This window comes from Frankia sp. CgKIO3 (genome assembly GCF_977946435.1).
This window is the reverse complement of sequence record NZ_CDWTMO010000032.1, coordinates 1-13,265: the sequence shown is the minus strand read 5'-3', so window position 1 is coordinate 13,265 and position 13,265 is coordinate 1. Positions and strand designations below refer to the sequence as shown.

At 69.9% G+C, this 13,265-nt stretch carries 8 protein-coding genes; 6 read left to right on the top strand and 2 right to left on the bottom strand.

Features of this window, described 5'->3' with window-relative positions:
• Positions 1 to 180: 180 nt before the first annotated feature.
• Positions 181 to 588 (top strand): hypothetical protein, encoded by a 408-nt coding sequence (locus AC08OJ_RS06075; protein ID WP_476592553.1) that lies wholly within the window; start codon positions 181 to 183, stop codon positions 586 to 588.
• Between the two features lie 20 nt (positions 589 to 608).
• Here the strand turns inward: AC08OJ_RS06075 and AC08OJ_RS06070 are convergent, their stop codons facing one another.
• Positions 609 to 3,860, bottom strand: a complete 3,252-nt coding sequence (locus tag AC08OJ_RS06070) for a leucine--tRNA ligase (RefSeq protein ID WP_476592552.1) — start codon at positions 3,858 to 3,860, stop codon at positions 609 to 611.
• Positions 3,861 to 4,139: 279 nt separating this feature from the next.
• Between AC08OJ_RS06070 and AC08OJ_RS06065 the strand changes: the two genes are divergently transcribed.
• Positions 4,140 to 6,161, top strand: coding sequence for a thioredoxin domain-containing protein (locus AC08OJ_RS06065; protein ID WP_476595255.1), 2,022 nt, complete (start codon positions 4,140 to 4,142; stop codon positions 6,159 to 6,161).
• Positions 6,162 to 6,372: 211 nt separating this feature from the next.
• The gene (locus AC08OJ_RS06060; RefSeq protein ID WP_476595254.1) at positions 6,373 to 6,924 is read left to right on the top strand and encodes a hypothetical protein; all 552 of its coding nucleotides are present in this window, start codon (positions 6,373 to 6,375) and stop codon (positions 6,922 to 6,924) included.
• Between the two features lie 76 nt (positions 6,925 to 7,000).
• Here AC08OJ_RS06060 and trhA read toward each other — a convergent pair whose 3' ends face one another.
• A complete protein-coding gene (gene trhA / locus AC08OJ_RS06055; RefSeq protein WP_476592549.1) occupies positions 7,001 to 7,696 on the bottom strand; it encodes a PAQR family membrane homeostasis protein TrhA in 696 nt (231 codons plus the stop codon).
• A gap of 283 nt (positions 7,697 to 7,979) precedes the next feature.
• Here trhA and AC08OJ_RS06050 point away from each other — a divergent pair, with 283 nt between their 5' ends.
• The 3 genes from AC08OJ_RS06050 to msrA all read left to right on the top strand — a co-directional run bounded on the left by AC08OJ_RS06050 (position 7,980) and on the right by msrA (position 13,214).
• Positions 7,980 to 9,809, top strand: a complete 1,830-nt coding sequence (locus AC08OJ_RS06050; RefSeq protein ID WP_476592548.1) for a phosphoenolpyruvate carboxykinase (GTP) — start codon at positions 7,980 to 7,982, stop codon at positions 9,807 to 9,809.
• Positions 9,810 to 11,075: 1,266 nt separating this feature from the next.
• The gene (locus AC08OJ_RS06045; protein WP_476592547.1) at positions 11,076 to 12,368 is read left to right on the top strand and encodes a PhoH family protein; all 1,293 of its coding nucleotides are present in this window, start codon (positions 11,076 to 11,078) and stop codon (positions 12,366 to 12,368) included.
• A 141-nt stretch (positions 12,369 to 12,509) separates the two neighbouring features.
• Positions 12,510 to 13,214: a peptide-methionine (S)-S-oxide reductase MsrA gene (msrA, locus tag AC08OJ_RS06040; protein WP_462187764.1), complete on the top strand. Its 705-nt coding sequence runs from the start codon at positions 12,510 to 12,512 to the stop codon at positions 13,212 to 13,214.
• Positions 13,215 to 13,265 lie beyond the last annotated feature (51 nt).

Genomic DNA, 13,265 nt, shown 5'->3' with positions numbered 1-13,265 from the left:
GACGGCATGTGACTTTTTGAACAGTATGTGATCTATTCAACGGTGCGTGGCCGCGGAGGCGGAGGGCTCGCACGGCAGGGCGTAGGGTCGGAACTGGCGCCCGTCGTGGAGTGTCCCCGTGGCGGGCGGTAACAGCAGGTGTGGCGGACACCAGAGGACACCAGGTGTGAGGACGTGGCCGTGAACGAGGTCTTCGCCGCTTCCGTGCTGGTCGAGAGGAAGATCGACGCCGGAGCCGTCGGGTTCCTCGTTGTCCTGGCACTGATCGTGGCATCCATTGTGATCTTCTTCTTCCTCTCGAAGAGCCTGCGCCGGATGCGGTCGAACGTCGCCAGCGGCGAGTTCGCCGGCGGCGATCCTGATCCGAACGCGATGCGCCGGCTGGACGGTGGAGACGGGCGCCGTGGCGGGCGCGGTTCCGCCGCCTTGCCCGGGGGAGATGCGCCGGTTATCGACGGGGAGGTCGTCGAGGAGACCCCCGGCACCGCCGGCGCCGGTAGCCCGGCGGGCCCGGCGGGTGGCGGCAAGCAGCTGGACCTGCCGACCCAGCCCGGACCCCCCGCGGGCTCCGCGGGGAGCGATCGGTAGGCGGCTGCCGCAGACCCCGGTTAGGCGGGGGAGGTGGCGATATTCACGATCCGACCGGGCACGACGATGATCTTCTTGATCGTCTGACCGTCGGTCTGCCGGGCGAACTCGGGATGCGCGGCGAGCAGATCGCGAACCGTCTGCTCCGCCGAGCCGTCCGGAACCTCGAGGGTGAACCGGACCTTCCCGTTCACCTGGACCGGGATCGTCCTGACCGACTCGGCGGCCAGCGCCGGATCCCCGATCGGGAAGGCGGCCGTGCTGACCGACTCCTCGTGACCGAGGCGGGACCACAGTTCCTCGGCGATGTGCGGGGCCAGCGGGGCCGCCATCAGGGTGAGCGGCTCGGCGAGCGCGCGGGGGGTGGGGGACTTCCCGTAACTTTTGCTGACGAAGTTGGTCAGTTCGATGAGCCGGGCGACCGCGGTGTTGAACCGCAGCCCCGCGTATTCGGCGGTGACCGTGAGGATCGTCCGGTGCAGGACGCGAAGAGCCTCGTCGTCCAACGGCTCGTCGACGACGGCGGCCGCCCCGGTGGTCTCGTCGACGACGGTGCGCCACAGCCGCTGGAGGAACCGGTGCGAACCGACGATGTCGTCGGTGTGCCATGGCCGGTCGGCGTCGAGCGGGCCCATTGCCATCTCGTAGACGCGCAGCGTGTCGGCGCCGAACCGGTCGTACATCTCGTCCGGGCTGACGCTGTTCTTCAGGCTCTTGCCCATCTTGCCCGAGCGCCGGTTGACCGGGGCGCCCTGGAAGAGGAACCGGCCGTCGGGGGTCGCCGTCACCTCGGCCGCCGGGACGTACATGCCTCGGGCGTCGGTGAAGGCATCCGCCTGGATATAGCCCTGGTTGAACAGCCGCTTGAACGGCTCCTTGGTCGAGACGTGGCCCAGGTCGTAGAGCACCTTGTGCCAGAACCGGGCGTAGAGCAGGTGCAGCACGGCGTGCTCGACGCCGCCGACGTACAGATCGACGCCGCCGTCGCCGGGAACCGCGCCCGGCCCGGCCATCCAGTAGCGCTCGACGGTCGGGTCGACGAAGCGCTCGGTGTTGGTCGGGTCCAGGTAGCGCAGGTAGTACCAACACGAACCGGCCCACTGCGGCATGGTGTTCGTCTCACGCCGGTACTGCTTCGGCCCGTCGCCGAGATCCAGGGTGACCGTCACCCAGTCGGCGACCCGGGCCAGGGGGGGCAGCGGGTCGCTCGCGTCGTCCTCGGCCATCGCCGTGGGCCGGAAGTCGGTCATCTCCGGCAGTTCGATCGGCAGCAGCTCGTCGGGAACCGCGTGGGGGAGCCCGTCGGCGTCGAAGACGATCGGGAACGGCTCGCCCCAGTACCGCTGGCGGGAGAACAGCCAGTCCCGCAGCCGGTACGATCGCGCCGACCTGCCGGCGCCGATCTCCTCCAGCCAGTGAACCGTGGCCTTGATCGCCTCGCTCTTCGACAGGCCGACCAGCACCGGGGCGCCGGCCGGACCGGGCCGATACTCGCCCGCACCACTGAACGCCTCGGGCCACTGCGCCGATGGAGTCGCGGGCACTACCCCGTGCGTGGCGTACCAGTCCGCGTCCGGCTCCAGCACGGCGGGGATCGGCAGGTCGAACGCGCGGGCGAAGGAGAAGTCCCGGCTGTCGTGTGCCGGCACCGCCATGATCGCCCCGGTGCCGTAGCCCAGCAACACATAGTCGGCCAGGAAGACCGGGATGACCCCGCCACCGACCGGGTTGCGCACGTACGAGCCGGTGAACACGCCGGTGCGGTCGATGACCTCCTCGCCGCGCTGCCGGTCGCTGCGGTGGGCCGCGAACTCCCGGTAGGCGTCGACGGCGGCTCGCGGGGTCCACGCCGGATCGGCGCCCGCCTCCGGCCCGGCGGTGCCTGCATCCGACCCGGCGGCGCCCGCCGGTTCCGTGCCGCCGCCCCGCCGTCCCGCCGGGAAGCGCCAGCTCACCGGGGTGCCCGTCGGCCAGGTGTCGGCGATCAGCGTGTCGACCAGGGGATGTTCGGGCGCAAGCACCAGGAAGGTGGCCCCCGCCAGGGTGTCCGGGCGGGTGGTATAGATCTCGATGCGCCGGGCGGTCGATGAGCCGGAGGGATCGGAGGGATCGGAGGGATCGAACAGATCGAACGGACTGGACGCACCTGTCCCCTCGCCGGGGGCGACGACGGTGAACTGGACGCTGGCGCCCTCGCTCGGACCGATCCAGTTGCGCTGCATCTGCTTGATCGAGTCCGGCCAGTCGACCAGGTCGAGGTCGGAGATCAGCCGCTCGGCGTAGGCGGTGATCCGCAGGACCCACTGCTTCAGCGGCCGGCGGAACACCGGGTAGTTCCCGATGTCGCTGCGGCCGTCGGCGGTGACCTCCTCGTTCGCCAGCACGGTGCCCAGCCCCGGGCACCAGTTGACCAGCTGTTCGGAGATGTAGGCCAGGCGGTGCGCGTCGACGGCCTTCCGGCGGGACACTTCGTCGAGCTCGGCCCACGCCAGCCCGGCCGGGTTCGCCGCCCGGACCGCGTCAACCGACACGGCCGTGTTCCCCCCGGCGGGGCCGGCTACCGGCGCCCGGGTGCCCGCGGCGAACTCCTCGATCAGCTCGGCGATCGGCCGGGCCCGGTCGGCCTGCGGGTCGTACCAGCTGTTGAAGATCTGCTGGAAGATCCACTGCGTCCAGCGGTAGTAGCCCACGCCGGTCGTCGCGATCTCGCGGCGGGTGTCGTGGCCCAGCCCCAGCCGGGAGAGCTGGCGGCGCATGTTGGCGATGTTGGTATTGGTGGTGTCGCGGGGATGCTGGCCCGTGTTGATCGCGTACTGCTCGGCGGGCAGGCCGAAGGAGTCGTATCCGAACGGATGCAGCACGTGCCGGCCGGACATCCGCAGGTAGCGGGCGAACACGTCGGTACCGATGTACCCCAGCGGGTGCCCGACGTGCAGCCCCGAGCCGCTCGGATAGGGGAACATGTCCATGATGTAGAACGGCTCCCGGCCGGCGACCTTCTCGAAGCCCGCCGAGAGCGGCCCGACCGGGTTCGGCGAGTTGAACGTGCCCTCGTCGGCCCACCGGTGCTGCCAGCGCCGCTCGATGTCGGCGGCGAGCCGGGCGTCGTACCGGAAGCTCGGCTCGCCGCCCCCGGTCCCGGCGGGGGCGCCGCCCGCGGTGCCCGCGGCTGCCGGGGTGGTCCCGCCGGACGCGTCGGTCGGTGCCACCGTGGTGTCCGCGGCGCCGGTCCGGGTGCCGGGCTCGGCCGTCTCACTCATCGCTCGTGCCATCCAAACTCGTTGGTACGTCGATCCTCTCACCGCTCTCGCGGCGGGAACGGCAGCCTGGCGGACGGCGGTCGAGCGAGCGGACGGCGGGGATCGTGCGGTCCCACAATCCTATCCGCCGGGTACGCCGGCGCGGCGGGCCGGTCGAGGAAGCGTGCCGATCACGTCGGCGCGGCGTGGAGATGAGGGCGGACTACGACTACCTGGGTGCGCCTTTGGTTGCATATCCAGAGGCCTACGGGGTTCCGCGGGCCTGGCGGACACAGATCATGAGGAGTTCGGGTGCCTAACAAGCTCGCGGAGCAGACGTCTCCGTACCTGCTGCAGCACGCGGACAACCCGGTCGACTGGTGGCCCTGGAGCCCGGCGGCCTTCGCGGAGGCGGCCCGGCGGGGGGTGCCGGTGCTGCTCTCGGTGGGCTACGCATCCTGCCACTGGTGCCATGTCATGGCGCACGAGTCGTTCGAGGACGCCGTGACCGCCGAGTACATGAACGACCACTTCGTCAACATCAAGGTGGATCGGGAGGAGCGGCCCGACGTCGATTCCGTCTACATGGATGTCACCGTCGCCCTGACCGGGCACGGCGGCTGGCCGATGACGGTGTTCCTCACCCCTACCGCCGAGCCGTTCTTCGCCGGCACCTACTTCCCGCCGCGTCCCCGGCCCGGCATGGGGTCGTTCCGCCAGGTCCTGGCGGCGGTCACCGAGGCCTGGCAGACCCGGCGGGACGAGATCGAGGAGTCGGGGGCGGACATCGCCCGCCGGCTCGCCGAGGCGGCGATGCGCGGTCCGGCGTCCGGTCTCGCCGCCGAGATCACCCCGGCTCTGCTCGACACCGCCGTGGCGGGGCTGTCGGCCCGCTTCGATGCCCGTCACGGTGGATTCGGCGGTGCGCCGAAGTTCCCGCCGTCCATGGTCGCCGAGATGCTGCTGCGGCACTCCGCCCGCACGGGGGACGCGCGCAGCCTGGAGATGGTCGCGGTGACCTGCGAACGGATGGCGCGTGGGGGCATCTACGACCAGCTCGCCGGGGGGTTCGCCCGGTACAGCGTCGATGCGACGTGGACGGTCCCGCACTTCGAGAAGATGCTGTACGACAACGCGCAGCTGCTGCGGGTCTATCTGCACCTGTGGCGGGCCACCGGGTCGGCGCTGGCCGAACGGGTGGCCCGGGAGACGGCCGCCTTCCTGCTCGCGGATCTGCGCACCCCCCAGGGGGGGTTCGCCTCGGCGCTCGACGCGGATGCGGTTCCCGCGAGCGCCGTTCCCGCGAGCGCCGCCCCGGCGGGAGCGCACCCCGAGGAGGGGGCCAGCTACGCCTGGGCACCCGCCCAGCTCGTCGCCGTCCTCGGGCCGGAAGACGGCCGGTGGGCCGCCGACGTCTTCGGCGTCACCGAGCAGGGCAGTTTCGAACGTGGTACGTCGGTGCTGCGCCTGCCGGCGGACCCGGGCGACCCGGCGAGGTTCGCGGCGGTCCGCGCGGCCCTGGCCGCGGCACGGGCGACCCGGCCGCAGCCGGCTCGCGACGACAAGGTGGTGGGCGCCTGGAACGGCCTGGCCATCGCGGCGCTGACCGAGGCCGGCGCGTTGTTCGACGAGCCGGGCTGGGTGCGGGCCGCCGAACAGGCCGCCGTCCTGCTCCGGGACGTGCATCTCGTCGACGGACGCCTGCGCCGGACGAGCCGGGACGGCCGGGTCGGCGTGAACGCCGGGGTACTGGAGGACTACGGCGACGTCGCCGAGGGGCTGCTCACCCTGCACCAGGTCACCGGCGATCCGGCGTGGCTCGCGCTCGCCGGGACGCTGCTGGATACCGTCCGTGACCGGTTCGCGGCCCCTGGCGGGGGGTTCTTCGATACCGCGGACGACGCGGAGGTGCTGTTGCGCCGGCCGCGGGACGACTCGGACTCGGCGACCCCGTCGGGCCAGGCTGCTGTCGCCGGCGCCCTGGTCAGCTACGCGGCGTTGACCGGTTCCACCGAACACCGGTCGGCCGCCGAGACGACGGTGGCGCGCGTCGCTCCGCTGCTGGCCCGGGATGCCCGGTTCGCCGGTTGGGCCGGTGCGGTTGCCGAGGCGCTGCTGGCCGGGCCGGCCGAGGTCGCGGTCGTGGGCAGCCCGGCGCTGGAACGGCTCGCCCGCCTCGGCACGGCGCCTGGTGCGGTCGTGGTGACCAGCGGACCGCTGACCGTCGGCCGGGACACGGCCGGGGTGTACGTGTGCCGGGACTTCGTCTGTGAGCTGCCGGCCCGAACCGCCGCCGAGGTGCGCCGCCAACTCGGGGTGAAGGTGGCCACCTGACCGTCCCGCTTCTTTCACTGGTGATGCGGTAAGCATGTTGTACTGGCGATGCAGTAAGACTGGTGATGCAGTAAGCATGTAATCGTCACGAGGGGTTCTTCGGATCCGCTCCGGGGCGCCGGATCGGGCCTCCGGGTCCGGATCGGCCGGCAGGCCGGGCCCGCGCGCGGGTCCCGACACGGGTGCCGATCGGAGATCGAGGGGACACGTCATGTCCGGTCCGCGTGGACGGGGGTACGGCAGGCCGGGGGATCGGGCGGAGGTGGTTCCGGCGGACGACGCCGCAGCCTGGTTCGCCGAGCACATCCCGGCCGGGTGGTTCGCCGGGATGCCCACGGTGGTCGTGGACCGGGACGAGATTACGGTCATCGGGGTACTTGCGGCCGGCGGCGCCGCGCCTGGAGGAGTGCCGTCGGCGACGGGGGCCCGGATCCGGCGGTTCCGGGAGCAGACCCGCGAGGAACGGATCGCCATCGCCACGAAGGCCGAACATCGGTACAACCGCAAGGTGGCGTGGGGCGCGACCCTTGGTGACACCACCGAGCTGTTCACCGCACTGTCCGTGCCGGTGATGACCCGGCTGCGCCAGCCGGAACGCCAGGTGCTCGACACCCTCATCGGCTCGGGGGTGGCGCGCAGCCGCAGCGAGGCCCTCGCCTGGTGCGTACGTCTGGTGGGCGAGAATGCCGACAGCTGGCTGTGCCAGCTCCGGGAGGCCATGGAACAGGTGGAGAAGATCCGCTCGGTGGGCCCTCGGCTGTAGTCGGCGGAGACCCCGTACGGTGCCCGATGCCAGGGGTCCCCGCACTGCGGCGAAGCCGCCGTGTGGGGGAAGGCTGTTAGTAGATGGCGAAGAGCAGCGCGATGTAGTGGCAGGTCGCGGCGACGAGGGTGAAGGCATGGAACACCTCGTGGTAGCCGAAGATCGTGGGCACCGGGTCCGGTCGCCGGCAGGCGTAGACGACGGCGCCGAGGCTGTAGCAGACCCCCCCCACGAGCAGAAGGACCATCGAGGCGATCCCGGCCCGGTGGGCGAGCTCCGGGATCACGAAGACGGCCACCCAGCCGAGCGCGATGTAGAGCGGCACGGTCAGGTACCGCGGCGAGTGCAGCCACAGCATCCGGATGGCGACGCCGAGTCCTGCCCCTCCCCACACCACCGCCAGGACCACCCGAGCGGTCGTCGGCGGCATCGCAATCAGGGCGAAAGGGGTGTAAGTGCCGGCGATGAAAACAAAGATCATTGAATGGTCGAGGCGTTTCATGCGCGCCCGGGCGCGTGATGTCGACCACATCGTCCGGTGGTAGAGGGCGCTCGTTCCGAAGAGGGCCGCAATACTCAGGGCGTAAACTGCGATACCGAACCGGGCACGCAGCGTGGTAGCCAGCGCCACCGCAATGACGCCTAGTGTCAGGCTGATCGGGAACGCGCCGGCATGTAGCCATCCCCGCATGCGCGGTCGCACCAGGTCACGCGGGTGCGAGGCGATGTCCGTCTGCGGAGGCCCGGCCGGCTGCTGTACGAGGGAAGCCACGCCGAGAACGATAACCCGAGGGTCAGTGCCGTCACGAAGCGGAGCCGGACGGCAGCAGTCGGTCCGTACCGGTGCGTGATGGATCCGACGCTTCTGCGCACTCGCCTATCGCGCGACTGCGGACGGAACGCGCGGTACAGTCTAATGATCCTGAACGTGGCCTCGAACTCCCCCTATATTGTGGGTTTTGTCTGAACGTCCACGAGTACGTTCGAGTTCTCAAGTGGGCACCTGCATATGGGAAGAGAGCGCGGCAGGTTCGACTCGACCGGAGGTGTGAGCTGTGATAACCGCGGCACAGGTTTCGGGGCTGGACGTGGCCCCCACGAGGCACGCCAGGCTAGTTGCCTGGGTGCGCGAGATTGCCGAACTCACTCAGCCGGACCGGGTTGAGTGGTGCGATGGATCAGACGCGGAGTTCGATCGGCTGACCTCCCTTCTGATCGAGCAGGGGACCCTGGTCCGGCTGAATGACGAGAAACGTCCGAACAGCTTTTACGCCGCCTCGGACCCGGGCGACGTGGCCCGCGTGGAGGACCGTACCTATATCTGCTCTGAGCAGGCGGAGGACGCCGGCCCGACCAATAACTGGCTCGACCCTGCTGAGATGCGGGCCACACTCCGAGGCCTGTTCGCAGGGTGCATGCGGGGTCGGACGATGTACGTCGTCCCGTTCTGCATGGGCCCGCTCGGCTCGAGCATCTCGGCCCTCGGTGTCGAAATCACCGACTCGCCCTACGTCGTCATCTCCATGCGGACGATGACCCGGATGGGAACGCCCGCCCTCGAGCAGTTCGGAACGGACGGTTTCTTTGTCCCGGCCGTCCATTCCCTGGGCGCTCCGCTGGAACCCGGCCAGGCCGATGTCCCGTGGCCGTGCAATACGACGAAGTACATCACCCATTTCCCGGAAACCCGGGAGATCTGGTCCTACGGCTCAGGTTACGGCGGAAACGCACTACTTGGCAAGAAGTGCTATGCGTTGCGTATTGCGTCGGTCATGGCCCGCGACGAGGGCTGGCTCGCCGAGCACATGCTCATCCTCAAACTGACGTCTCCCGCTGGCAAGGTCCACTACATTGCCGCCGCATTTCCGTCGGCCTGTGGAAAGACCAATCTGGCGATGCTCATCCCAACCCTGCCGGGCTGGCAGGCGGAGACCGTCGGTGACGACATCGCCTGGATGCGCTTCGGTGAGGACGGCCGGCTGTACGCGGTCAACCCGGAGGCCGGGTTCTTCGGGGTCGCCCCGGGGACCGGCGAGCAGACCAACCCCAACGCGGTCAGGACCCTCTGGGGCAACGTCGTCTACACCAACGTGGCCAGGACCGATGACGGTGACGTCTGGTGGGAGGGGCTGACCAAGCAGCCGCCGGCGCACCTCATCGACTGGAAGAGCCGCGATTGGACCCCCGAGTCCAGCGAGCCCGCCGCACACCCCAACGCCCGCTTCACCGTCCCGGCGGGCCAGTGCCCGACGATCGCCCCGGAGTGGGAGGATCCGCGCGGCGTGCCGATCTCGGCGATCCTGTTCGGCGGGCGCCGGGCGACCGCGGTGCCGCTGGTCACCGAGGCTCCCGACTGGCGGCGCGGGGTGTTCTTCGGCTCGATCGTCGCCTCTGAGACGACGGCGGCCCAGGCCGGAGCGATCGGCAAGCTGCGCCGGGACCCCTTCGCGATGCTGCCGTTCTGCGGCTACAACATGGCCGACTACTTCGCCCACTGGCTCGAGGTCGGGCAGAAGGCCGACCAGACGAAGCTCCCGCGGATCTACTACGTGAACTGGTTCCGCAAGAGCCCGGAGGGCAGGTTCCTGTGGCCGGGATTCGGCGACAACAGCCGTGTCCTCGCCTGGATCGTCGGTCGCCTGGAGGGCACGGCAGCCGGGGTGGAGACGCCGCTCGGCGTCCTGCCGACGAAGGACGCCCTACCCGCCGACGGCCTCGACATCGCCGAGGAGGACCTCGAGACCCTGCTCACGGTGGACGTCGAGGTGTGGAAGCAGGAGGCCCAGCTGATCCCCGAGCACTACCAGACGTTCGGGGAACGGCTTCCGGCCGCCCTGTGGACCGAGCACGAGGCGCTCGTCGAGCGGCTGAACAGCGGAGGCTGAGCGGCTGACGCCACCCAACCGCGGGCTCCGTTCGGGGACCGCACCGCTGGCACGGCACTTCGTGGCAGCACCTCGCAAGGCATCTGTGGCAACGCAAGCCATCCGTGGCACCACTTCGTGCGACACTCCCGAGCGGGTCGGCCTTCGGCCGACCCGCTCGGCGGGCTCCCGGCCCGTCCCGTGGCGACCGGTCGGCAGGGTTCGGCCCTCCTTCGCCGGCCCGGCGGCCAGCCGGCGGCGGACTCATTCGTAACTCTGCGTCGCGTCCGTTGTTCCGCCGTTGGCGGGCCGCGTTCCTACCGAGTGTCGTGCTACGAATTCGTAATGAAGTAATTAATGCAAGCCAATATGTGTCTTCGCAGGTCACGGGCTCGCGAGGGCCCCGAAGTGAACAAGTTATTTCATTCCGAATCCTACGGCTCACCTGAGTGGAGCACCACCCGATAATGACCACTCCGCGGATCCCTGCATGTTTGCCGGGGATCAATCCCTTCTCCGGATAAATTTCCGGGAATTCCCCAGTCGGTTGGCTGAATTTCCTCCGACCCGCCCGACGGTGCCAGCCGGCGCCCTCTTTCGGGCCTGGTCTGGTCCGGTCCGATCTCGATGACATGTCGAGACAACGAGTGTCCGATCATCGGCCCGCGGTGTTCCATAGCGTTCCGTCACGTTTTCCCCGCGGGCGCGCTTCAGGCCGTCACCTTTCGGTCGCCGCGTTTCGGGTGCCCCCTCCCATGTCGCCACGTTTCGGCCTGTCACGTTCTGGCCGGCACGCCCGCGGTCACCCGGCTCTCGTCGGTCGCCGGGCTCGTGGATCCGGTGGCGGCCTGCGGCCGGTCGGTGCCCGTTGCCCCGGTTGGTGCCCGTTGCCGGAGTCAGCGCAGGTCCGGGGGCTTCTGAACCGGGCAGTGAGCGGTGACCTGGCTTCCTCGGGCGGACGCTCGTGGTCCGGTCTCCGACGGCGCCGCGCGCGGCGGTTGATGCTCCGCGTCATGATCCGGACGCAATGTGACCGATCGGGGTGCGACGGGAGCTCCGGGGTGCGAGACGTTTCCAGTTCTTAACGTAACGTGTTGTCGGAAGTGGGTCGCCATCATCGAGGGCTGCGGTTACCGTGGGAGCGCTAGCGTCTCAAGCCGTGGTCCGGCATGGTGCCGGACCTCTCGGGAGGCCCCTCGGTGCCGCAAGCGCGACTACACCAGGAGGCCGGTGCCCGGCTCCTGCAGGGGTCGGTCCCGGACTACCTCCGAGTAAGCGGGTGGGCGTGTGCCACGAACGCATGTCGTCGACACAAGCGTGCTGCTTTCTGATCCTGGCGCGCTGCTGCGGTTCGCGGAGCACAATGTCGTGCTCCCCCTCGTTGTCATAGGGGAGCTGGAAGGTAAGAGGAACCACCCGGAACTGGGCTGGTTCGCCCGGGAGGCACTACGCATCCTGGACGATCTGCGCATCCGGCATGGTCGCCTCGATCAACCGCTCCCGCTGGACAACGGCGGGACACTACGGGTGGAACTCAATCACACCGATGCGGCGGTGCTTCCACTGGGGTTCCGGGTCGACACGAACGACTCGCGGATCCTGTGCGTCGCGATGAACCTCGCCCGCGAGGGCGCCGACGTCGTACTGGTCACGAAGGATCTCCCGCTGCGGGTCAAGGCGTCGGTGCTGGGGCTGCCCGCCGAGGAGTACCAGGCGCTGTCCCCGGTGGACACCGGCTTCTCGGGGATGGCCGAGCTCACCGTCACCCAGGAGGACCTCGACCGGCTTTACTCCCGCGATTACACCGAGATCCTGGAGGCCGCCGACCTGCCTTGCCACACCGGCCTGGTCCTCACCACCACCGGGGGGAGTGCCTCCGCGCTCGGCCGGGTGACCGCCGACAAGCAGGTCCGGCTCGTCCGCGGCGACCGCGACGCGTTCGGCCTGCACGGTCGCTCCGCCGAGCAGCGGGTGGCCCTCGACCTCCTGCTCGATCCGGATGTCGGGATCGTCTCCCTCGGCGGTCGAGCCGGCACCGGTAAGTCGGCGCTCGCCCTGTGCGCCGGGCTCGAAGCTGTGATGGAGCGCCGGGCGCACCGCCGGGTGGTGGTTTTCCGCCCGCTGTACGCCGTCGGTGGCCAGGAGCTCGGGTACCTCCCGGGCAGCGAGAACGAGAAGATGGCGCCCTGGGCCCAGGCGGTGTTCGACACCCTCGGTGCGCTCGTCTCCCCCGAGGTCATCGAGGAGATCGTGGATCGCGGGATGCTGGAGGTGCTGCCGCTCACGCACATCCGTGGCCGGTCCCTGCACGACGCGTTCGTGATCGTCGACGAGGCTCAGTCCCTGGAGCGCGGGGTGCTGCTGACCGTGCTGTCCAGGCTCGGGCAGGGGTCACGGGTGGTGCTCACGCACGACGTGGCCCAGCGCGACAACCTGAGGGTCGGCCGGCACGACGGGGTCGCCTCGGTGATCGAGACCCTGAAGGGCCACCCGTTGTTCGCGCACGTCACGCTCACCCGTTCCGAGCGATCGCCGATTGCGGCCCTGGTCACGACGATGCTGGAGGATCTCGTTCTCTGACGGGGTTCTCCCTGATCATCCAGCGAACTTTCGATGAATATCTGGAGAATGTCTGGAGGGCGTCCGAGGGTCCCGGGCTGCGGGAACGTGTGGCCGCGGTGCGCGGTTGTGCGAGGAGACAACCACCGGAGGTGGCTTCCCATGTTCTTCGGTCGTCACAAGACGACACTGCCCACGCCCGAGCAGGCCCTTCCCGGCCGGGATCGGCCGGTGTTCGCGGGCGACGTCCCGCACACTGTGCTGGGGACCCCGCTCGCCGGCCCGTTCCCGGCGGGTCTGGAGACCGCCGTGTTCGGCCTCGGCTGCTTCTGGGGGGCCGAGCGCGCGTTCTGGAAGGTTCCCGGGGTGTACACCACCGCCGTCGGCTACGCCGGAGGGCACACCCCGCACCCCACTTACGAGGAGGTGTGTTCCGGGCTGACCGGGCACACCGAGGTCGTCCTTGTGGTGTACGACCCCGCGAAGGTCGGCTACGAGGAGCTGCTGCGCGTGTTCTGGGAAGGGCACGACCCGACCCAGGGCATGCGGCAGGGCAATGACGTGGGCACCCAGTACCGTTCGGCGATCTACACCACCACCGCCGGGCAGGCCGCCGCGGCGGCTGCCAGCCGCGAGGCGTTCCAGCAGGTGCTGACCGCCGCGGGCCTCGGGGCGATCACCACCGAGATCGCCCCGGCTGGTCCGTTCTACTACGCGGAGGAATACCACCAGCAGTACCTTTCCGACGCCAAGAACCCCGGCGGCTACTGCGGCCTGGGTGGCACCGGGCTGTCATGCCCGGTGGGGGTCGCCTCGGCCGGTTCTCCCCGCGCCGGGACGTCCGCGGAAGCCTCCAGCGCCGGCTGAGCGCGGCCAGCGGAGACGGGAGCGGGGGGAACCTCGCGGATGGGGGAGGGA